Below are 24,118 nucleotides of genomic sequence, written 5' to 3'. Positions count from 1 at the left end.
ACGATGTGCGCCCATGAACCGATCGTCCCTGCGCAGCTCATGGCTGCGGCAGGGGCGGTCATTGGATGGATTAACCGTGTGGGAGGGTGAGCAATTGAACATTCGAAAAAAGCGTTTCCGCGGCGCCATCCTTGTCATCGTTCTGGTTTTTTTGTCTCTTTGGGCCTTCTCCGCTTCGAAGCCTTCAAACCAAGGCTTCGTTCAAGCCGAAGCCGACTTTAAAGCGATCACGGATACGGAAGGACAGGGCGGTTATAAGCAATACTTGGATGCTTATGGATCGGCAAGCCGACCGGACCGCATCGTTCGCATCGAAGGCGAGTCCTATGCGGAAACCGACGGCGAGGGCTTCCAAATCGCGGAGAATTTCCCCGGCCTTGAAGGAAAGGCCGTGATCACGCCGGAGACGGGCTCGATCTCATGGGATGTGAACGTGGATGAACCGGGATTATATCATGTACGGGTCCGCTACTACCCGATCGAGGGGAAAAGTTCGGCGATCGAAAGACAGTTTTCCATCAACGGGGAAGTTCCCTTTAAAGGCGCCGATATCGTCCTTTTTGACAGGGTATGGGGAAATCGGGACGAAGCCATCCGGCGGGATAACCGTGGAAACGATTTGCGTCCAAGACAGATCGAGAAACCGATTTGGCAGCTTGCGTCGCTCTCGGATCGGTATGGCTACTATGACGAGCCGTATTCCTTTTATTTTGAGAAAGGCAAGCAGAAGCTTACGCTAACGTCCTTGCGGGAGCCGATGGCCATTGATTATATCGAGCTCTACCAGGATCATGCCTTGAAAACGTACGAGGAGCTGGCGAATGAATATGAATCCGAGGGCTTGGAACCGACCCGGGGCGAGTACATTCTGATCCAAGCGGAGGACGCCAAACGGAAATCGTCGCCGACCTTGTATCCAACCTCCGACAGATCCAGCCCGACCGTAGTGCCGTACGATGTTTCCAAAATCAGAATCAACGCGATCGGAGGCGTCAATTGGAAGCTGCCGGGGCAATGGATCGAATGGGAGTTCGATGTGAAAGAAGACGGTTTATACCGAATCGCTTTAAAGCAAAAGCAGGACCAGCTCCGCGGCGTGTTCGCCACCCGAAGCCTGATGATCGACGGGGAGTTTCCCTTTCAGGAAATGAAGCGAATCCGCTTTCATTACGATCGTGACTGGCAGATGAATGTGCTGGGCGAGGAAGAACCTTATCTTTTCCATTTCAGCAAAGGCACGCATCGGATCCGAATGATGGTGTCTCTCGGCGAGATTGCGCCGCTCCTGCAAACGATCGAATCCAGCGTGCTGGAATTGAATGAGATGTACCGCAAAATATTGATGATCACTTCCAATACGCCGGATCCGTTCCGCGATTATCAATTGGAGAAGCGGATTCCGGATATGGTGGAGGTGTTCGCCGAGCAGGCCGGAATCATTCAAAGCGTGGCCGATTACCTGGAAGCGGCGACGGGCGAGCGAAGCGACAAGGTGGCCGTCCTGCATTCGATGGTGCACCAGCTGAACGAGCTCGCCGAAAACCCCGAAACCGTCGCCAAGCGTCTGGATACGTATAAGGTGAACGTAGGCGGCCTGGGAACCTGGATGCTGCAGATGAAGGAACAGCCCATCTCGCTCGATTATCTTGTCATTCACTCGCCGGATCGCAAGCTGCCGAAACCCGACGCATCGTTTCTCGAGGCCGCGGGCCATGAGCTTGGCGCTTACGTGGCTTCGTACACGGAAGACTATGACACGATCGGCAATGCCGGCGACGAAGAAGACGCCCTTACGGTTTGGGTTACGACCGGACGCGATCAGGCGCAAGTACTGAAAGCGTTGATCGACGACACGTTTACGCCGGATTCGGGCATTCCGGTTCATCTCCGGCTTGTTCCGGGAAATATCCTGCTGCCGGCCACGCTTGCCGGGGAAGGTCCGGACGTCGCCATGCAAATCGGCGAGGACGTGCCGGTCAACTACGCGATGAGGGGCGCTGCGGCCGATTTGACGAAATTCGACGATTTCGAGCAGGTGGTCACAAGGTTCCGCGACAGCGGGCTGGAGCCTTACAAATATAACGGCGGGGTGTACGCCTTGCCGGAGCAGCAAACCTTCCCGATGTTGTTCTATCGCAAGGATATTTTGGAGGAACTTGGTCTAAAGCCGCCGGCGACCTGGCAAGAAATCTATGACATGATTTCCGTGCTGCAGAAGCACAACATGGAATTTTATTTGCCGCTGGAAGCCACCAATGCAAGCCTTGTCCCGAATGCGACGTTTGCGATGCTGCTGTACCAGAACGGAGGACAGTTCTACCGCGATAACGGCACGAAAAGTGCGCTCGACTCCGACATTTCCATGGAAGCCTTCAAGAAGTGGACGCAGTTCTATACCAACTACAAGTTCCCGCTCCAAGCGGATTTCCCGAACCGGTTCCGCACCGGGGAAATGCCGATCGGGATTGCGGATTATACGACGTACAACATGCTGACGGTCATGGCTCCCGAGATTAAGGGACTTTGGGATTTCACATTGGTGCCGGGCACCGAACGCGAAGACGGCACCGTAAACCACGAAGTTGCCAGCCATACGACCGCGGTCATGCTGCTTCAGAATTCGAAGAACAAAGAGGGCGCCTGGGAATTTATGAAATGGTGGACCGGCAAAGAGACGCAAATGGCGTACGGTCGAGAGATGGAAGGCTTGATGGGTGAGGCGGCCCGCTATCCGACGGCAAATATCGAAGCGCTGGAAGAACTGCCATGGCCGATGAAGGATTATCGGAATTTGGAGAACCAATGGCGGTGGGTACGAGGCATTCCGCAAGTGCCCGGAGGATACTTCACGGGCAGGCATTTGGACAATGCGTTTAGAAAAGTGGTGAACGCCAGCGAAAATCCGCGTGAAGCCCTATCCGATTATATTTTATACATTAACGATGAAATCGAGATCAAGCGGAAGGAGTTCAACTTGCCATATTAACAGGGGAGGTGCGGTAGGCGATGCAAGGAGAACCGGGAATTCAAGCCGTGAAGAACCCCAAAGCGAATGTGCAGAAAAACAGCCGCTTTGTCTCCTTCATGAATGAGTTGAAACGGAGCAAGCACTACTATTTGCTGATGAGTCCGTATATGATTATTTTCTTTCTGTTTACGGTCATTCCGGTGGTTTTTTCCTTTGCCCTAAGTTTCTTTTACTTTAATATGCTGGAATTTCCGAGGTTCGTCGGCTGGCAAAACTATTCTCGACTGTTTCTGAATGACGATATCTTTATGATCGCCTTGAAAAACACCCTGATGTTTGCGGTCATTACCGGTCCTGTCAGTTATATCGCCTGCTTTGTATTCGCATGGATCATCAATGAACTGTCGCCCAAAGTGCGGGCGTTCATGACGTTGGTCTTTTATGCGCCTTCCATATCGGGAAACGTTTATTTTATTTGGCTGATCCTCTTTTCCGGTGACAGCTACGGGTATTTAAACGGGTTTCTTATGAAAGCCGGCTTTATCCTAGAACCGATTCAATGGCTGCTGAATGAAGGCTACATCTTATGGATCGTCATTATCGTACAGCTTTGGCTCAGCCTGGGCACCAGCTTCCTGGCGTTTATCGCCGGTTTGCAAACGATCGACAAGTCGCTGATCGAAGCCGGAGCGATGGACGGCATCAAAAATCGTTGGCAGGAGCTTTGGTATATTACACTGCCGTCCATGAGGCCGCAACTGATGTTCGGGGCCGTCATGCAGATCACAACCGCATTTGCGGTTGCGGATATCTCCATCGCGCTCGCCGGGTTTCCGAGCGTGAACTATGCGGCGCATACGATCGTTACTCATCTGATGGACTTCGGGACGATCCGCTTCGAACTCGGCTACGCATCAGCCATTGCGACGTTCCTGTTCCTGCTGATGGTTGGGACCAACAAGTTGACGCAAAAAATGTTGAGAAAGATAGGTGAGTGACGTTGACTGCGAAAATCATCCGAACGCTGCGGATCCCGAGAACACTGAACCGCTCTTTGACCGTCAGCATTTTGCTGTTTGCGCTGCTCGCCTTGTTCGGAGCTTTTATGGCGTTGCCCCTGATCTATGCAGTGAACAACGCATTCAAACCGCTGGACGAATTGTTCATTTTCCCTCCGCGGTTTTTCGTAAACAATCCGACGATGGATAATTTTCTGGATTTGCTGGTGTTAATGGGGAATTCCTGGGTACCCTTATCGCGTTACTTCGCAAATACGTTATTGATCACCATCATTGGCACGGCCGGACATATCTTGCTCGCGTCCGCAGCGGCCTATCCGCTGGCCAAATATCGGTTTCCCGGGTCAAGAGCGCTGTTCTCCATCGTGGTGCTCGCCTTGATGTTTTCGCCCCATGTAACGGCGATCCCCAATTATATGGTCATGTCCTGGCTGGGGTGGATCAATACGCATGCCTCCATCATCGTGCCTTCGTTGGCTTTTCCGCTCGGGTTGTTTCTGATGAAGCAGTTTATGGAGCAAATTCCCGACGCGCTGCTCGAAGCGGCCAAAATTGACGGAGCCAGCGAGTATCGGATCTACTGGTCCATCGTGATGCCGAACGTGAAGCCTGCCTGGCTGACGCTGATGATTTTGCAATTTCCGGCGCTTTGGGGCAGCGATGGCGGCAATTTTATATACAGCGAGCATCTGAAGACTTTGCATTTTGCGCTGGGGCAGATCACGCAAGGAGGAATCGCAAGAGCCGGCGTCGGCGCGGCCGTTGCTTTGCTCTTGATGATCGTTCCCATCACACTCTTTATCATCTCCCAGAGCAGCGTCATGCAGACGATGGCCACTTCAGGGATGAAGGACTAGAAAGGAGGCCTGACCCGATTGATAAACAGCTTGCGCCAACTGAAAACGCCTCTCCTGATTCTGTTCTGCTGCTTATTGGGGGTTGTCGCAGGAACGGGAAACGTCAGCGCCGAGGGCGCCACGGACTCCTACAATTATTCCTATTGGGGCGACGCCGTGACAGCGCCGGCCGCTTATATGGCGACCGAGTTGTTAACCGGCCCGGATTTGGGGACGAAGCCGTTCAAAGAACCGAGCGATATGCACGTTACCGGCGCTAACTACGTTTATGTGCTGGATTCCGGCAACAACCGGATTGTTGTGCTGGACGACGAATTCAAACTGGTATCCACGGTGGAATCCTTCACGAGGGAAGGCCAGCCGGACGGTTTCCTTAATCCGCAAGGGATATTCGTCAGCGATGACGGAGATGTGCTCGTAGCGGATACGGGCCATCAGAGGGTGGTACATTTGGATTCCGATTTCCGATTGGTTAAGATTATCGATTCTCCGGACTCCGAATTGCTGAAGGATTCGTTTAAATTTGAACCTGTGCGCGTTGTGATGGATCAAGCCAAGCGGATCTACGTTATGGCTGGCGGCGTGTTTGACGGATTCATGGAATTTAACGCCGACGGCCATTTCACTTCCTTCATCGGCGCAAATCGTGTTCACATCGACCCGGTCGAATATTTCTGGAAGCAGATCTCGACCAAGGCCCAGCGCAGCCAGATGGTCGTGTTTACGCCCACGGAGTTTACGAATCTGGATATCGACCCGGAAGGATTCATTTATGCCACTAATGGGGACCAGTGGGGGGATAACATTAAGAAGCTTAACGCCCGGGGCAGCGATATTTTAAGAAGAACAGGGTATTCCGATCCGCAGGGCGACATTCTTTACATCAGCAGCGAAGGTCCTTCCAAGTTGACCGACATCGATGTTACCGACAGCGAGATTTATTCCGTTCTCGATAGCAAGCGAGGGCGGGTGTTCACTTACAACGGGGACGGTCATCTGATGTACGTATTCGGCGGGCTGGGGAACCAATTGGGTCAGTTTCATACACCGGCCGCCCTCGATCGAATCGGCGAGGATTTTCTTGTGCTGGATAAAGCGCTTGGCGAAATTACCGTCTTTCGAACGACCGAGTACGGACGGACGCTGAATGAAGCGGTCAAAAGCTATTATCGCGGCGAGGAAGAAACCGCTTTTAAGTTGTTTAATCGAACGATCGCCATGAATGCCAATCTGGAATTCGCCTATGCGGGGATCGGAAAAGCCTTGCTTCGTCAAGGCGATTATAAGGACGCCATGAAGCATTTTAATCGCAGTTTGGATCAGAAGAACTATTCCAAGGCATTCCTGCTATACCGCAAGGAAGTCATGCGGGAACATTTTCCGGTGATCATGACGATGCTGTTCTTGGTCGGAATCGCTATATTTGCCGCGACAAGGCTTCGGAAGGTGAAAGGACGAAGAAAGGGGGCTTCCGCATGAGCAGGGACTGGATTCGATTCCCCCTAAATCTCATGGTTCATCCCTTTGAGGGCTACTGGGACCTGAAATACGATCGCAACCAGAAATTCGCGTTAATCATTTCGTTTTGCGTATTGTTTCTGGTGGCCGTTACCAATATTTTGGGGAGCCAGTACAGCGGTTTTCTAGTCCATGTGTACAATCCCGAGACTATGAACAGCCTTATGGAAATCGCATATGTGATCGTGCCGGTGTTGTTCTGGTGCGTGGCCAATTGGTCGCTTACGACCTTAATGGACGGAGAAGGCAAGTTCGTCGAAATTTTTACCTCGACCTGCTTCGCGCTCCTTCCGCTCGTGATCATTCAATTTCCATGGATATGGCTCAGCAATCTCGTTTCGCTGCAAGAGACCGCCTTCTATTATTTTTCCAACTCCGTTGCGGTTCTCTGGTTCGTTTATCTGCTGTTTGTCGGCAATATGACCGTGCATCAGTTTTCCCCGTCCAAAACGATCGGAATTATGATGCTGACCCTGGTCGCCATGGGATTCATGGCTTTTATCAGTTTGCTGTTTTTCAGCTTGGTCCAACAGATTGTGGCCTTTATCTCCGTCATCTATCAAGAATTGGTCATGAGAAATTAAGGAGGAGGAAAGATGGGCAATTTCGCTAGAACCGTGCTGCTTGCTGCCAGTGTACTGACAGCGCTGATGATGACCGGCTGTACGGTTAAAGGACCCGAAGAGGCGACAGGCGGCGAAGGCAACAGGCTCACCGAAACCTTTAGTCCGGGAGCAGCCCTGAAGTCATCTTTCGTTAATCCGAGCGTCAAAGGAATGAAAGGCATCGCCGAGAGCGATCTGCTTCAGTTGCTGGCGGACGATCAGACGGGGGCGATCGCCGTCGTGCATAAGGCGAGCGGGGAAGTTTGGCACAGCAACCCCCCGGGACGTGAGTCGGATCCGCTGGCTACAGGCGTGAACAAGAGCTTGTTGTCCTCTCAGTTGAAGCTTGATTTTTATAACAGTTTCGGACAGATAAATTCCGTCAATTCGCACGCCGATAGCGTAAACTACAAGCAAATTGGCATGGAGGAAATCGCAAATGGCGTTCGCGTAAACTACCGGTTCGGCTCGGACAAGAAAACGATCGACGATCTGCCCCAGAAGATCAGCAAGTCCCGCTTTGAACAGAACCTGTTAACCAAGCTGGACAGCGCCGGCCAGCGAACGCTAAAAATCGCGTACACCGAAGATGTCGAACAGGGGGTGTATGTCCGGTCCGACGGTACGCTCAAAGGCCTTCAGCTTGAACGGGCGCTCAAAGCCTTTGAAGCTGCCGGATATACCGAGGAAGATTTGCTGGTCGATATCAAGGAAAACCATCTGGATCAAACCAAACCGGAACCGCGCGTGTTTCATGCTTCGATGGAATATACGCTGGACGGCGACAGCCTGCTCGCCAAGATTCCGGCTTCCAGCATCGATTTTCCCGCTGAATATCCGGTGAACACGATATCGTTCCTGAGCTTCTTCGGTGCCGGAGGACCGGAAGAAAAGGGCTCGGTTCTCGTTCCGGACGGATCGGGGGCGCTGATTCATTTTAATAACGGCAAGACCGGATATCCACCCTACCAGCAGCCGGTTTACGGGACAGACCGGGCCCTGAGCCGGATCGAATCGGCGGAAAGCGGCGAGGAAGTCAGGCTGCCGGTGTTCGGCATTATCCGTGAAGGCGGGGCATTTCTCGGCATCATCGAAGAAGGCGCCCCGGTCGCGACGATCCAAGCCGACGTCAGCGGCAGATTGAACAGCTATAACTACGTCTACCCGACGTTCACGGTGATCAACAAAGGCGACTTAAGCTTGGATGCGAACGGCCAGCAGCGCTCGATTCCAAAATTTCAGGAAGAGCCGATGCAAAGCGATTTTTCGGTCCGATATGCGTTCGTGGGCAAGCAGTCGGCTTCCTATCCAGGGCTCGCCGCCTACTACAGGAGTTATTTGGAGCGACATGGCGGCCTCCCCGAAATCGCCGAGAGGAAGGGGGAGAATACACCTTTTTATCTCCAGCTTGTCGGCGGCATCAGTAAGAAAAAGCACTTTGCGGGAATTCCGTATCAAGCGCTGGAACCGCTGACCACGTTTGAACAGGCGGAGCGTATCTTAACGGAATTAAAGGAACGAGGCGTTCACGACATCAAATTGAAATATAGCGGCTGGTTCAACAAGGGGCTGGATCACGAAGTTCCGGCCGGCATTTCGGTGGACGCTAAGATCGGGGGAGAGAAGGGGCTTCGGCAGCTCGTATCCTATACTAACAAGAACGGGATATCGCTATATCCGGATGTCGCCATCCTCACCGCGTTGTCCGGTTCCGGGTTCAACGAAGCGAAGGAGGCGGCCAGAACGCTGCGAGGCGTTCCCGCTGAGATTTATCCCTTGAACCCCGCGTTAAATCGGAGGGATCGTACCGGGTCACCGTCCTATGTCATATCCCCGCGGCTTATAGGCGACTACACGGCAGCTTTTCTGAAGGACTTCGGGAAATATGATGCGCTCGGCGTTTCGCTCCCCGATTTGGCCGCCGAATTGGATAGCGATTTTCGCAAAAATCGCCAAATTGACCGTACAGCGTCCGAGCAGTTGTCTCTCGATGCGCTGAACAAGATATCAGGTGCCGACCTTCAGGTCATGGCTGACGGCGGAAACGCTTATGCGCTGCCTTTCTTAAGCGATATCACCCATGCGCCTATGTCAAGCAGCGGCTTTAAGATCGAAGACGCGGAAATTCCGTTCTTTCAAATGGTCGTGCGCGGGAGTATCGACTATACCGGAGCGCCGTACAACCTGACCTCTTACACCGACGCAAACCGATATATTTTGCGGTGCTTGGAGTACGGTTCGGGGGTGTACTTCGAATGGATCTATGAACCCAATCACAAAGTGAAGGGTACGGAGTATGACGATCTGTTCTCCGCGAATTACGAGTTCTGGATGGATCAAGCCGTCGATATTTACGGGGAAGTGAACGCCTTCCTGCAAAAGGTTCGCCACGAGCGCATCATCGGACATGAGGAATTGAGCGACCGCGTGTTCAAGACGGTTTACGAAAGCGGCGCTTACGTTATCGTCAATTACAACCGCGTCCCGGTGACGGTGGACGACGTTACGATTGAAGCCGAAAGCTATTATACGGGTGGTGAAGCGTCATGAAATCCTTAACGCGGCGATTTGGGGCGAAGCCAAGAAACTATGGGAAACAGAAGGCTTTATGGGGCATCGCCTATGTGACGCCTTGGCTGGTCGGCTTTATCTTTTTCTTCCTGATTCCTTTGCTGTCTTCCCTGATCTACAGTTTCAGCGAGGTAACCGCGAATTCCCAAGGAATCAGCATTTCGCTCAAGGGGTTATCCAATTACGTAGCGGCATTTACGGTCAACACCAGTTTTAACCGATTGCTGACCGAGGCAATTGTCGATATGGTGGTGAATGTACCCCTCATCGTTATTTTCAGCTTGTTTCTGGCTGTCGTCCTGAACCAAAAATTTCTAGGTCGTTCCTTTGCCAGAGCGATCTTCTTCCTGCCTGTTATCCTTGCTTCCGGGGTGATTCTGACCCTGGAAAGCGGCAGCCTCGTTCAGGCTGTCAATGCGCAAAATGCCGGTTCCGGCGGGCTGATCAACGCATTGGGAAGTTTTGAACTTGAACGGCTGATGCTTCAAGCCGGCGTGAGCGAGACGATCGTAAACTATTTGACCGGAGCTGTGGATCGGATCTATGAAATCGTGAGTCAATCCGGAGTGCAGATCCTCATCTTCCTGGCCGCCATACAGACGATATCGCCGCAATTGTATGAAGCGTCCAAGATGGAGGGAGCCACGGGGTATGAGGCCTTCTGGAAAATCACGTTTCCGATGGTTAGCCCGATGATCCTGGTCAATATGATTTATACGATTATCGACTCGTTCTCGCGAAATGAACTGACGGACTTGATCCGAACGACGGGCTTCGTTCAATTCGATTTCGGCCTGAGTTCCGCCATGGCTTGGATTTATTTCGCCGCCATCTCCCTCATCCTGTTGATCAGTACGTACTTTGTGTCCAGCAAGGTCTTTTATCATGAATAGAAGAAGGTGAAAGCAATGTCGGTTTCCCGGTGGTTGTCGCTTGAGAATTGGAAAAGAGGCTTTTGGTCCTTGATCCGGTTCACCTTGATTTTTGGACTGTCCTTCGTCATTCTGTATCCGATTCTGCAAAAGATTTCAACGGCGTTCAAAGACAAGAAGGATCTCTACTCACCGGTCGTCGTCTGGATTCCGGAAAATTTCACGATGAGTAATTTCTTGGACGCTATCCGAATTATGGATTATTGGCCAACGCTGTTTAACACCTTCGTGCTATCGGCAATGACGACTCTCCTGACCGCAGCCTCCTGTGCTCTGGCCGGTTACGGCTTTGCGCGGCTGAAGTTCAAGGGAAGCGGGCTTTTGTTTGCTTGCGTCATCCTTACGATCCTGGTACCGCCCACGACGATCCTTATTCCCATTTATTTAAACCTGAAAGATTTTACGCTGTTGGGCCTGATACCGCTGATCACCGGCAAGTCCGTCAATTTGTTGAACAGCTATTGGCCGTTCATCCTGACTTCGCTGACGGCCAATTCGCTCAAAGCCGGTTTGTATATCTTTATCTTCCGACAATTTTTCCGCGGGATTCCGAAGGAAGTAGAGGAAGCGGCCTATATTGACGGCGCCGGCATAGGAACTACGTTTACCCGCATCATGATGCCAAACGCAATCCCTGCCATCCTGACCACGGCGTTGTTCTCCTTCGTCTGGCAGTGGAACGACAGCTTCTACACGACGACTTACCTGACATCAAGCAAGGTCATGTCCACGCAGCTCTCGTCGCTGCCGTACAACCTGTCCATTATGCTCGGCGGAGATCCGTCGAAGGCGGATCCCTTTTATTTGAGCATGGTGCAGGATACGGGGATTTTACTGGCCATCCTCCCTTTAATTATCATCTATTTGTTCGTGCAACGTTATTTCGTAGAGAGCATCGAGCGTACCGGCATCGTAGGTTGACATTTCATGATGATGACCGCCGCCCCGTGTCTGGGGGATGGCGGTTTTTTGCGCGCATGCGTCCAACAAGTAAATGACGGGATGGGAAGTAAAAAAATGGCTATTGTGGGCCTTGGTGGATAAAGTATAATAATACAATTAATCGATAGAAAGGGTGTTATCTGTTGCGGATCATCGTAAAGAACTTGTCCAAGGTCGTGTTAAGTACTTTACTGTTAGGTTCAACAATGGCGTCTTGTCACCAAAGCAGCGGTATCGTCCATCATCGGGAGCCGGAAGCACAGGGGGAGGGCGTATACAGCGATAAGTCATTAAGCGAATTTTATCCGCCGATCGAGGTTGAGTTTGTAAGAGAAATCGACGATGGTTTGGAAGATATGCTGAAGGTATTGCCCGATGAAACGCTGGAGGACAATCGTTGGATCCGGTTGTACGAACAAGTTCTGGGCATTCAAATCAAATACAAATGGGCTGTGAGAAGCGAACAGTACCACAAGAAGCTGGATATTATGCTGGCTTCAGGAGACATCGCCGATATCGTTAAGGTGAATGCCCAACAGCTGAGGCAACTGAGCCATGCCGGTCTGATTCAGGATCTGACGAAGGTTTACAAGGAATATGCTTCACCGTTGACACAACAAGTTCATCGCCAAGAAGGAAGCGGCACCCTGGAATCCGGCATGATCGACGGCAAGCTGATGGGCATACCGGAGACCGATTCCTCTGTCGAAAAGGCGATGTTCTTGTGGCTTCGAACGGATTGGCTGGACCGACTGGGATTACAGCCTCCGAAAACGATCGATGACGTCTTGGAAATTTCGAAAGCGTTTACAGACGGGGATCCCGACGGGAATGGTCAACAGGACACTTTTGGAATCGCGGCTACCCAGTATTTGTGGGACCCCGTCATGGGCTTAACCGGATTCATGGCCGGATATGGAGCTTACCCGAACATATGGCTTGAAGACGAGAGCGGCAAACTCGTATACGGAGGCATTCAGCCCGAGGTAAAACAGGCGCTCAAAACGCTTCAGGATATGTATCGCAACCATGAAATCGAGAGTGAATTCATTTTTAAAAACGGAAGCAAAGCAAAACAGCTTATAGCCGATGGAAAGATCGGAATGGCCTATGGAGAGCAATGGGGATCGTTCTTGCTTCAATCCAGCCGAAACGGCGATCCGGATGCGGAGTGGCAAGCTTTTCCCATTGTTGCCGACTCCGGGAAGGCGGCGAAGGTCCCGCTTAAGTTCACCACAAGTTATTTTTACGCCGTAAGGAAGGACTTCGCTTACCCCGAGGCGATTCTTAAAATGTTCAATCTGCATCTTGAAAAAAATTGGGGCAAAACGGCCGAGTACGAGACTTACTACAACAATGTTATGCCCGTGTGGGGATTGTCTCCAGTGACTCCTTTCCCGGCTGATAAAAACCTCAAGGCATACCGGCAAATCGTCGAAGCGCGTCGTGAGGATACGACGTCACAGTTACAAGGGGAGCCCGGATTTATACAGGACCGGATCGATCGGTATTTAAATAGGGAAGAGGACAGCGAATCCGGCTGGGGATGGGAAAAGATCTATGGGGCTTCCGGTGCGATGAGTATCCTGGACCATTACGAAAAAAACAATCAATTGTTGTTCGATGCTTTTGCCGGCGCGCCGACCGAAACCATGATCGAAAGACAAACCTTGCTGGACAATCTTCAGCATGATTACTTCGTTAATATCATACTTGGCGAACCCATAGAACAATTCGACCGGTTTGTCGAGGAATGGAATCGGCTTGGCGGTGCGGATATTACGGCCGAGGTGAATCAATGGCATGCGGACAAGAAAAGCCGTCCGTAAAAACATGAGCCGCACAAGCGCGATTGGCTTCAAAGGCCGGCAGGCGGTTAATCATCACGCATATTCACACGCATCGGAGGAGTTGAATTGCTTAAGTTACCCGTGAATTCCATTCGTAATACCATCTTTATCCGGTTGATAGCTACCTATCTCTTGGTCATTCTTCCGCTCATCATTCTCGGTATTTATCTGTATAACTGGAGTTATCGATACGCTAGCCAAGAAATATCCAAAAATTCGCAAGCGCAACTGTCGGCTTACCTGGACGGGTTGAACCGGGAAATCGAATGGTTGGAAATTCAGCAATACGACATTTTGCAGGATGGGGAACTGAACAAAATGGCGCTGACATGGGAGATGATGAGCACGGTCGAAAGAAAAGCAAGCCTCCATTACTTGCTGCCGCGGCTGGTATCCATCAAAAACAGCAGCGTCTATATAAAAGACGTATTCGTTCATATCCGCGGCATGGATAAAACGATTTCGGCCATGACCGGGATGAATGCATTCGACTCGGAACGTTATAACCACGGCTATGCGGGAAAGGACCGCGGCAATCCGAGACTCTTGCAGATCGACGATACTCTCCAGCTTGTGGCGGCCAAATACGGAGCTAGAAAAGGAGAAGAGTCACTCCTGATCGTCCAGATCGAGCTGGATTCGAGCAAACTAAAGGAATCCCTGAAGCAAATCAGCGTATATCCGGAAAGCGGGGCTTTTATCGTCTCCGAGCCGTCCGGATTTGCTCTAGCCAGCCACGAGGAGGCGGATCGTTTAATGAGAGGGGCCATGCAGACCATCCAAAATACGAATCGTCAGATTCTAAGTATCGGCACAGGCAGGTACCTGATCGATAAGGCGTATTCCGACAAATTGAACTTATCCGTGTTTTCCTACTTGCCCACCGGGGCGGTGAAGCGGCCGCTAAGTAAATTCTATGTCTGGGCCTGGCTGTTTGCAGGAACGACGCTCTTAGCCATCGCCATCTATGCCGTATCGACATACAGGCTGGTTCATAAACCGCTGCTCCTGCTTGTCCAAAGCTTCAGAAAAATGGAAGATGGCTTGTTTAATTTTCGAATTCGACACGGACAAAAGGATGAGTTCGGATATTTGTACGATCGATTCAATCAGATGCTCATCAAACTTCAGCATTTGATTGATCAGGATTTCAGGCATAAGCTCATGATGCAAAGGGCGGAGCTGAAACAGCTCCAATCCCAGATTAATCCCCACTTTTTATATAACAGTTTCTTCATCTTGAGCTCCCTGGCCAAAACGGGGGATGTCACGCAAATCGAGTTGTTCACGAACATGCTGGGAGAATATTTCAGGTTCATTACCCGCAATGGCGCAGACAATGTTCCATTGCTGGAAGAAACGAGGCATTCCCGTATTTATACAGAGATTCAAAAGCTCAGATTTTCAAGGCGAATCCGCGTTCAATTCGGCGATCTGCCGAAGGAAATGGAGACGATCAAGGTGCCGCGACTGATCATCCAGCATATTATTGAAAACGCTTATGAGCACAGCCTCGAAAAAATGCAGGATGAAGGCTTGCTGCGTGTGACGTTTCATTTGGATGAAGACGAAGCTTCCATCGTGATTGAAGAAAATGGAAACGGGCTGACGAATAACGAAATCGAAACGCTCAACAAGCGGCTTGAACAGACGTCGGAATCCGCTGAATCCCCTGAAGTGACGGGCCTTATCAACATTCATCGGCGAATTGTCCTGACCTATGGGGAAAGCAGCGGGTTAGTTCTGTCAAGAAGTCCGTTGAACGGACTGCGGGTCCAGATTCGAATCAGGCTGACGGAGGGGAATGGACATGTATAGACTGCTGGTCGTCGATGATGAAGAGATTATTACGAACAGTTTGTACGAAGTATTTCATCAATGGATGCCCGATAAGCTTGATGTTTGCCGGGCATATTCCGGCAAGGAAGCGCTGAATTGGATGTCGCGCACGAGAATAGACATCGTTCTGACGGACATACGTATGCCCGGCATGAGCGGATTGGAAATGACGGGGAGCATCCGGGCTCTTTGGCCAAGGTGCAGAATTGTCTTTCTGACCGGTTACAGTGATTTTGATTACGCCTATCAAGCGATTCAGATGCCAAATGTTCGCTATTTGTTGAAGACGGAAGGCTTCGATAAGGTCATGGAGGTCGTGAAGGAAGTTATCCATGAAATCGAGAGCGGTAACCGCATCAATGAATGGTTGGAGCATTCCCGCATGCGGATCGAAGCGCTGGAATGGATGGAGCAGGGGGAATACTTCCGGCAATTCGTAGCGGACAGCAGCGTGCTTGGAGCGGATAACGATGCGATGAATGACGATTTCCGAACCTTGAACATCGGGCTGGATCCGAAACTCCCTGTACTGCTGGCACTTGGGCGCGTTGCTTATTCAGCGGGCAAAGCCTATGCGGAAAAGAAAAATGACCATCGATCGGTAAGGTTGATATGGGATTCTTTTATGGAGGAGCATGTTCGCAGCATCGGCGTCGTGGACAGACACGGGGATTTATTATGGATGCTTCAGCCGCGGTCCGAGAACCCATCCGGTGATCGTCTTGTTCTTTATTTGGAAGGGACGCTCGAACTTATCCAGGAGGCCTGCCTGGATTCTTTGGGGCTTGTCGTATCGTTCACCATAAGCGGTTTCCCTTGCCGGTGGGAGGATGTGACACCTCAATATGAACGGCTGCGAAGGCTGCAGCAGTTAAAGCTGGGGGACGGGATTCCGATGATTCTGAAGGATCAAGTCGACTCCGCCAAATCGCCGCACTGCAAGGAAGGAGTGGAGACGAGTCACAGGGCGGCTATCCTGGAATCGCATTTAGAGGCCGGAAGGGAGAACGAATTCATGAATGAATTGGAGCGGTTGTCGGCAATCGTGTTGAACGGAGACGACCTTCATCAGCACGCTGCCCAAGCCTATTATTCTATTGCTCTTCTGCTGTATGCGAAGCTGACCCGGCTAGGGCTTCAGGGTCCGACCGGAGAACGTGGAATGGAATGGGGAAAGCTGTTGGACTTGGAAGGTCATGATTCCATGAAAGAAGCTTTTCGGTATTTGAGGCGAACGGCCGAAGACATCTTCGATTTCAAGCGAATGGATGAACGAGGCAAAACGGCGCATGTCATTGATCGGGTATGCCAATATATCGAGGAGCATCTGGATCAGGACATAACCCTCGTGCATCTTGCCGAACGTTATTATTTCAATCCGTCCTATCTCTCGCGTTTGTTCAAGCAAGAACGGGGAATCAACATATCCGAATACATCGAAAAGTGCCGAATACGAAGAGCCAAGGAGCTGCTGAAGGAAGGGGATTTGAAAGTAAGGGACGTGGCGCCTCTAGTCGGATACGATGCCGCCCATTCCTTCACCCGCTTTTTCAAGAAAGCGACGGGTTTAACGCCGCAGGAGTACCGGGACAATCTCGTAAAATAGCCCGGCAAGCCATCATTTGCCCGGTGTTTTCAGTATGGAATGTCGGGTTGTTGCCTTGCTTGGCAAAAGGTACACTTTTTAACGAGCGTTCCGGAACGTTGACCCGCTATAGGAATGACAGGTCACCAAGTAACGATGGAGGAGGGCATGCTCAGGGATGGAGCCCGGAAAGCCGTTACTGGTCATATCTACTTTATTTGCTTTCGTTAGCATAATCTTTGTTTTGGCAAACCTAGCGAATCGCGGCCAAGACGATTCAAAAATGTTAAACCGGGAGTTGAGTGACAAGATGAGCGATGAAATCAAAGTCAAAGCGGGCAAAACGGGAACTGAAATGATGATTCAGGGAAGCGGCGATTATGATGCGAGCCGGGATGCGGACAGCACCCGCGGCGAGGCGTATGCGGCCGCCATCGGCAAGATCCCTCCGAACGGGAATCCGGTCGTCTCCCATAAATTCGGCGCGGATCCCTATGTGCTGGCAGTGGACGGACGTGTTTATCTTTATAACACATACGACGCATTGGAGTATGACGGTGACGGGAATGTCAAGGACAACAGCTACGGCACGATCAACAGGCTGTCCGTCATCTCTTCCGCGGATCTGATCAACTGGACCGATCACGGCGCCATCCAGGTCGCAGGACCGACCGGCGCTGCCGCATGGGCAACCCAATCATGGGCCCCGGCCGTAGCGCACAAGGTGATTGACGGGGAGGACCGCTTCTTCCTGTATTTTGCCAACAACGCCAGCGGCATCGGCGTGCTGACGAGCGACAGCCCCGTTGGCCCATGGACGGATCCCATAGGAAAGCCGCTGATCACAAGGAACACGCCGGGCGTGAAAGGCGTCGCATGGCTATTTGATCCCGCCGTACTCGTTGACGACGACGGCAAAGCTTATATCTATTTTGGCGGCGGCATTCCGGAAGGCAAAGCCGAAATGCCGGATACGGCCCGCGTCATGCGGCTTGGCGACGATATGGTCAGCGTGATCGGCGAAGCTGTCACGATTCCGGCTCCCTATATGTTCGAGGATTCCGGCATTAACAAATTTAACGGAAGGTACTATTATACCTACTGCTCCAACTTTTCGGAAGGAATGCGGCCGGAGAACAGTCCCCCACCCGGCGAGATCGCTTATATGGTCAGCGAGCATCCGATGGGCCCCTGGACGTATCAAGGAACTATTTTGAAAAACCCGGGGCACTTCTTCGGAGTCGGAGGGAATAACCATCATGCCATCTTTCAGTTCCAACAAAACTGGTATATTGCCTATCATGCCCAAACGTTGGCGAAGTCCATGGGGGTTCCCAAAGGCTATCGGTCAACCCATCTGAACCGCGTTCATTTCGAGCCGGACGGTACCCTCAGGGAGATTGCCGCAGACATGGAAGGCGTGAAAGGGACCCAGCCGTTCAATCCTTTCCAACGTACGGAGGCGGTGACGATGGCATGGAATGCCGGAATTCAAGTCAATCCGTCTTCTGTTGTTGAAGACGCGCAGGGCAGTCCAACCCTGGCGGTCACGGACATCCACGACCGGGATTGGATCGCAGTGGCCAATGCTGATCTCGGAAAAGGAGCATCCGTGTTTACGGCTTGGGTCTCGGGAATAGAAGGGGGAGGGCGATTGGAGCTTCGACTGGATTGTCCGGATGGAGAACGGATAGGCACAGTGAACGTACCGCCTGCATCTGCTGCGAAACAACGTATGGAAATTTCCATTGAGGTTTCGGGCGCATCCGGCATACGTCATCTCTACTTCGTGTTTACCGGGGAGCGGGATCAGAAGCTATTTGATTTCGAAGCATGGCAATTTTATCGGTGATTGCTTCCTACTCGGCGGAGCCCGGTTTCCCTTTGAAAGCCAGGTTGGTGAATTGTGATAAGAGCCTTTTTACGCCTGATTTTGTCAAATTTGGCTTAACTCTGCAAATTTGGCTTAGCTCTGGGAAATAACGACTTTTTAAGGCTCTATTTTAGGAAAAAGCGGGTCAAATCGTGATTATTTGGCCCCACACCGTTGCAGGAAATAAGGCCTTTTTGGCACTAGCGTTGCATTAAACCTGACATGGTGCTGCCCACCCCGCAATCTCACTTACCGCACATTATGATAGCGGCATTTTGGGCTGCTATTTCGCCCAGATATGCTTTTTCGGGAAAAATAGCGGCTAAAAAGGGCCTTATTTCTCTGGTGCGAGTACAGAAATCAGGTTTTGGCCCGATTTTTTTCAAAATAAGGCCCTAAATGACCTCTATTTCACACCAAAGGGCCGGATTCGACAAAATAGCGCCGTAAAAGGCGCTATCCACCTGCCCGGTTTCAAAGGGAGGCGGTTACGGCCATTAGATCCCTCGAGTTAATGCAATGCTAGTGCCTTTTTGGCCCGCTATTTTCTCGGTAAAGGCAAATTAGGCCGGAATAACGGCCCAAATGGCCGCTATTGTAGCGGCAGCGAGCGCTTAGAGAAATTGTGGTTGGGCATGCAAAATTAAGCACGCTACGCCATGGCGAAGAGTTTTAGAACTCCCACTACGATGGCTGATGGGGCACTAGGCACTTTGATCACCGCGGGCCTCATATGATTTGGTTGTCTGTAAGCGAGGGAATACATTCTCCATTTTTTAACTTTGGCAACCTGAGATCGGACAGGTGAAATACCCTAAATTTGACAGGTTGTTCCAAAATAATGTAAGCGCTAATATAGAGTTGTAATCATTCGGGCCGGTGCCATACCGGACCCCTCATCTTTTGCTCGAAGTGGAAAGGAGGTCATGCTTTGCTTCGTATGCCGAAGGGGGGCCGATGGGCGGCAACGGCAGTGGCAGCAGCGGCGGTAGTGTCCTTTGTCCTGCTTTTGATCGTGTCCTATATGGGCAGTCGTGACAAGCAGGTTGCTGGAAGTCAGAAGCCAAATATACAGGAGGTGGGAGTCGTGGAGCTAAGGGGGAACTCTGAAGCGACGAACGGGAAGTCGAAATCCGAATCTCCAGCCCTGATTAACAAATTCGCACCAACTGAGCCGCGGGCACAGACGTCCGGAAGGCGGGATATTCCCTCGCTTCATATGCTCTTTGAGGAGGACTTTCCGATCGGCGCGGCGGTTGAACCGAATCAGATCAACAGCCCATCGGCGGAATTGCTGAAGAAGCATGTCCGCTGGCTGGTGGCGGAGAACGCCATGAAGCCGGAGGCGATGCAGCCAACGGAGGGCCAATTTCAGTGGACGAATGCGGATCGAATCGTAGAATTTGCCAAGGAGAACAACATGCGGGTTCGTTTCCATACGCTGGTTTGGCATAATCAAACTGGTGCGTGGTTCTTCCGAGATGCGGAAGGCAAGCCGATGGTGAATGAGACGGACCCCAAGCGTCGCGAGGCGAACAAAAAATTGCTGCTGGAACGCCTGGATACCCACGTCAGGACGATCGTCGGCCGATATAAGGACGAGATTACGTCTTGGGACGTGGTGAATGAAGTCATTGAACCGGGGGATCCGGACGGGATGCGCGCTAGCGAATGGTATAAAATAGCCGGTACCGATTACATCGCAACGGCATTTCGAGCCGCCCGGGAAGCCGGGGGACCCGAAGCGAAACTTTATATTAACGATTACGGTACGGATAACCCCGTGAAAAGAGACCGTTTGTTTTTGCTAGTGAAAGAATTGCTGGAACAAGGTGTTCCGATCGACGGGGTCGGACATCAGACGCATATTGACATCTATGGTCCATCGGTGGATTCCATCATCGCCTCGATGCGGAAATTCGCGGACCTCGGCCTCGACAATCTCGTCACCGAGCTCGATATGAGCATTTATGCCTGGAACGATCGCAGCGACTACGGCCAAGTGCCCCCGCAAGAAATCCTGAGCCTGCAAGCCGATCGGTACGGCGAGCTGTTTAAGGCTTTCCGTCGAAACAAAGACATTCTTGGCGGGGTTATCTTTTGGGGCATCGCCGACGATCACACCTGGCTTCATGGTTTTCCGGTCGCACGCACCAATGCGCCTATGCTGTTCGATCAACAGCATCAGCCCAAACCGGCGTTCTGGGCCGTTGTGGAGGCGGCGAAGGCTGAGTTATAAACGGGCGTATCCGGATATTTCTATCTGTCGCCATGGATTGAAAGGAGAATTCATCAGATGAACAAGACGCAGATTACGAACCCGATCATTTGGGCGGATGTGCCGGATGTGGATGTCATCCGTGTAGGGGACGCCTACTACATGGTCAGTACGAGCATGCATTCGATGCCGGGCTGCCCGATCATGAGGTCCGAGGATTTGATGCATTGGGAAATCGTTAGTTACGTATACGATACGCTCGAAGACAACGAGGCCCATCGCCTGGAAGGCGGCAAAAATATATACGGGCAAGGCGCTTGGGCGGCCAGCCTTCGTCATCATCGGGGGAAATTCTACGTTTGCTTCTCCAGCAACGATACCAGGAAATTTTACGTGTACCGTACGGACAATATCGTGCAGGGGCCGTGGCAGCGTTCCGTCATCGACGGACTTCGGCATGATCCGGGCCTGCTCTTCGATGATGACCGCGCGTTCGTGATCTACGGCAACGGGGATATTTACATCACCGAGTTGACCGGGGAAGCCACGGCCCTTAAGCCGAACGGAATCAACCAGCGGCTGTTCGAAACGGAAGCGGAAGGCATCGGTCTGCGCTGTGAAGGCTGCCATGCCTATCGAATCAACGGTTACTATTATCTGCTGTTCATCGAATGGCCGAAGCCCGGCGTCGGTAACGGCCGGCGCAGACAAATCTGTTACCGGTCACGGGAACTGCTCGGCCCTTATGAACGAAGAATCGTATTGGACGACGATCTCGGCTACCGCAACAAGGGAATCGCCCAAGGTGGACTGTTCGATACGCCGGATGGCAAGTGGTACGCGATGCTGTTCCAGGATCATGATGCCGTCGGGAGAATCCCGTGCTTGGTGCCGGTGGTTTGGGAGGAGGATTGGCCCGTGTTCGGCATGGAAGGCAAGGTGCCGGAACGGTTTGAAGTCGACTTGCCGCAAGCCGAGGCGAAGCCGCTCGTGATCAGCGATGAATTCGAATATGCATCGGATAAGCTGGCTTTGAATTGGCAGTGGAACCACAACCCGGATCATCGGCTATGGTCGGTGACCAAACGCCCCGGTTTCCTAAGACTGACGACGGGCAGCTTGGCTTCAGGCGTGCTTCAGGCGCGAAATACGCTGACACAGCGTACGGAAGGGCCGGCATGCTCGGGGAGTGTCTTATTGGACACGGGGCGGATGAATCCCGGCGATCATGCGGGGCTTGTTGCCCTGCAAAGCCAATTCGGCACCGTCGGCGTTAAAGTTGCGGAGAACGGCGACAAGTTCATCTCGATGAGTGTGAACGATGGAAATGGCGAAGAAATGGAGCTGGAAAGGGTTTCTTTTCGCGGCAGGAATGTATATTTGAAGATCGACTTTGATTTTGAGAACAGCAAAGATGTGGCTATCTTTTATTATTCCGTCGACGGGACGGAATGGTTGCCGATCGGAGGGGAGCTGCGCATGCGCTATACCTTGGATCACTTTATGGGTTATCGCATCGGGCTTTATTATTATGCGTCCAGGCAAATCGGCGGTCATGCCGACTTCGATTTTTTCCGTTACGAAAAAGCCGAGCGATCAGTGACGTAACCAAAATGAGAGGAGTTGATCGATGATGAAAAGAACCGGATGGACGCTCAAGCTGTTATTGGCGGTGCTGCTCCTGTTGCCGGCAACGCAGGGACTCCATCATGGCGCGGCCGATGCATGGTCGGGCATGCCGATGTCCAAGCTTCACGTCAGCGGCAACCAACTGGTAAACAGCGAGGGGCAGCCCGTTGTCCTGAGCGGATGGCACCAGCCCGGTGGCTCGTACTGGACTTATCAGGGAAGCAATTACTACCTGAACCGGAATGGGGGGAATCGTCATGCTGCCATTTTGGAGTATTTAAAGGATATTACCGACACATTCTCCGATCCCTCTCCGAAGTACGGTAACAATCACGGCTGGTATATGAACCAGGTTAGGCTCTTTATCGACCGCGAAGACATGGGCGACGTGGCGGCCGGAACGTATAATTTTGCGGGCTTGCAGTCCTTTACGAAGAATGTCGTAGTGCCTTATATCCAGTATGCCAAGACCAAAGGAATCTACGTTACGCTAGGCCTCGACTTCACACTCCAGGATAATCGGGCCACGACGCAGGCCAATCTCGAGAAATTCAATCAAATCTGGGGATATCTTGCCTCGCAACCGGCGATCAAAAGCGCGGACAACGTTATGTTCGAGATCATCAATGAACCGGTTCTGTCCTATGCGAACGGACGTTGGGGAGGCAACCCTTCCGATCCTGATTTCCCGGCGTTTTGGGACTCGCTGCGCCATTTTCAAAATTCCATCATTTCCACGATCCGCAGTCAAGGGGCGGATAACGTGATATGGGCCGCCGGCCTAGGATGGGATCAATATTATCAGCTATGCGCCACCCGTCCGTTAACCGATCCGCTGAACAACATCGGATACGCTGTCCATTGGTACCCGGGCTACGGAGCAAAGGATAACGCTTCGATACTTCAGCAGCAATGGGATACCAACATCAAGCCTTGCGCAGACAACTATCCGATCAATATTACGGAAACGACCTGGTTTAAACGGCTGCCGGGTGACTCGGAGTACTGGGAACTGTTCAACGGATCGAGCGAAGGTTTCGGCAAAAACACCAAAGCCATATTTACGGCAGCCGGAAACGTCAGCATCGCGGTCCACATGAACGGTTTTCTCCTTCAGCCGGGGGCAAGAAGCACGTTTGCCGATCCGACGGCAGGGCTGCTCTACGACGGCGATCCGGCACGGGACGGCATGGCCCGCTTTATCTTCGAATGGTACTATGAACGAGCACAGCTTCATCCGTGGAACGGGATGTGGAACGGGATTACGTCGGGGGAAACCTATAAAATCGTGAATCGCGCCTCAGGCAAGGTGATCGACGTCCCCGGCGGTCAAAACAGTAATTCACTGCAGTTGCAGCAATGGCCAGACAATAACGCTACGGCGCAGCGATGGGTTGCCGATGATATGGGAGCATACAACAATCTGTACCGGCTTCGCAGCGTCAGCTCGAGCGACGGCAAGGTGATGGATGTTAGAAACGGTTCGAAAAACAACGGGGAAGCGGTACAGCTCATGGAGGATTACGGGAATTCGGCGCAGCGATTCCGCCTGATCAAGCTCAGCAACGGATATTGGAGCATCCTTAACGCGAACAGCAATAAAGCCGTCGAAGTGGCGGGGGGGTCGTCCGCCGACGGGGCGAAGCTCCAGCAGAACCCTTATCGCGGGGATTTGCATCAGCAATGGCAGTTGATCCTTGTGAATTGACGAA

The 24,118-nt window shown here is 51.9% G+C and carries 15 protein-coding genes; all 15 read left to right on the top strand.

Annotated features, from left to right (window positions below):
* The first annotated feature begins 94 nt into the window (after positions 1–94).
* The 15 genes from LBW89_RS00180 to LBW89_RS00110 all read left to right on the top strand — a co-directional run bounded on the left by LBW89_RS00180 (position 95) and on the right by LBW89_RS00110 (position 24,114).
* Positions 95–2,986 carry an extracellular solute-binding protein gene (locus LBW89_RS00180; protein WP_225038139.1) on the top strand — a complete coding sequence of 964 codons (2,892 nt, stop codon included), beginning with the start codon at positions 95–97 and terminating at the stop codon, positions 2,984–2,986.
* 20 nt (positions 2,987–3,006) lie between these two features.
* Entirely contained in the window at positions 3,007–3,966 is a 960-nt protein-coding gene (locus LBW89_RS00175; protein ID WP_225038138.1) for a carbohydrate ABC transporter permease, read from the top strand.
* A 2-nt stretch (positions 3,967–3,968) separates the two neighbouring features.
* Entirely contained in the window at positions 3,969–4,844 is an 876-nt protein-coding gene (locus LBW89_RS00170) for a carbohydrate ABC transporter permease (RefSeq protein ID WP_225038137.1), read from the top strand.
* Positions 4,845–4,862: 18 nt separating this feature from the next.
* Positions 4,863–6,323 carry a hypothetical protein gene (locus LBW89_RS00165; RefSeq protein WP_225038136.1) on the top strand — a complete coding sequence of 487 codons (1,461 nt, stop codon included), beginning with the start codon at positions 4,863–4,865 and terminating at the stop codon, positions 6,321–6,323.
* Positions 6,320–6,946: a Yip1 family protein gene (locus tag LBW89_RS00160; RefSeq protein WP_225038135.1), complete on the top strand. Its 627-nt coding sequence runs from the start codon at positions 6,320–6,322 to the stop codon at positions 6,944–6,946. The genes LBW89_RS00165 and LBW89_RS00160 overlap by 4 nt, the downstream gene beginning before the upstream one ends.
* Before the next feature lie 12 nt (positions 6,947–6,958).
* Entirely contained in the window at positions 6,959–9,517 is a 2,559-nt protein-coding gene (locus LBW89_RS00155) for a DUF5696 domain-containing protein (protein WP_225038134.1), read from the top strand.
* Positions 9,514–10,431, top strand: coding sequence for a carbohydrate ABC transporter permease (locus LBW89_RS00150; RefSeq protein ID WP_225038133.1), 918 nt, complete (start codon positions 9,514–9,516; stop codon positions 10,429–10,431). Before LBW89_RS00155 ends, LBW89_RS00150 begins: the two co-directional genes overlap by 4 nt.
* 15 nt (positions 10,432–10,446) lie before the next feature.
* Positions 10,447–11,391 (top strand): carbohydrate ABC transporter permease, encoded by a 945-nt coding sequence (locus tag LBW89_RS00145; RefSeq protein ID WP_225038132.1) that lies wholly within the window; start codon positions 10,447–10,449, stop codon positions 11,389–11,391.
* 164 nt (positions 11,392–11,555) lie between these two features.
* Positions 11,556–13,241 (top strand): extracellular solute-binding protein, encoded by a 1,686-nt coding sequence (locus tag LBW89_RS00140; protein WP_225038131.1) that lies wholly within the window; start codon positions 11,556–11,558, stop codon positions 13,239–13,241.
* 87 nt (positions 13,242–13,328) lie between these two features.
* Complete coding sequence (locus tag LBW89_RS00135) at positions 13,329–15,080, top strand: sensor histidine kinase (protein ID WP_225038130.1); 1,752 nt, start codon at positions 13,329–13,331, stop codon at positions 15,078–15,080.
* Positions 15,073–16,707: a helix-turn-helix domain-containing protein gene (locus LBW89_RS00130; protein ID WP_225038129.1), complete on the top strand. Its 1,635-nt coding sequence runs from the start codon at positions 15,073–15,075 to the stop codon at positions 16,705–16,707. Before LBW89_RS00135 ends, LBW89_RS00130 begins: the two co-directional genes overlap by 8 nt.
* Positions 16,708–16,864: 157 nt before the next feature.
* Positions 16,865–18,538, top strand: a complete 1,674-nt coding sequence (locus tag LBW89_RS00125; RefSeq protein ID WP_225038128.1) for a glycoside hydrolase family 43 protein — start codon at positions 16,865–16,867, stop codon at positions 18,536–18,538.
* Positions 18,539–19,490: 952 nt separating this feature from the next.
* Complete coding sequence (locus LBW89_RS00120) at positions 19,491–20,798, top strand: endo-1,4-beta-xylanase (RefSeq protein WP_225038127.1); 1,308 nt, start codon at positions 19,491–19,493, stop codon at positions 20,796–20,798.
* Between the two features lie 57 nt (positions 20,799–20,855).
* On the top strand, positions 20,856–22,385 hold the full coding sequence (locus LBW89_RS00115; RefSeq protein ID WP_225038126.1) for a glycoside hydrolase 43 family protein: 1,530 nt from the start codon (positions 20,856–20,858) through the stop codon (positions 22,383–22,385).
* 22 nt (positions 22,386–22,407) lie between these two features.
* On the top strand, positions 22,408–24,114 hold the full coding sequence (locus LBW89_RS00110; protein ID WP_225038125.1) for an RICIN domain-containing protein: 1,707 nt from the start codon (positions 22,408–22,410) through the stop codon (positions 24,112–24,114).
* Positions 24,115–24,118 lie beyond the last annotated feature (4 nt).

Source organism: Paenibacillus sp. alder61, from assembly GCF_020179875.1.
Classification (GTDB): domain Bacteria; phylum Bacillota; class Bacilli; order Paenibacillales; family Paenibacillaceae; genus Fontibacillus; species Fontibacillus faecis.
This window is presented reverse-complemented; position numbering and strand designations above follow the sequence as displayed.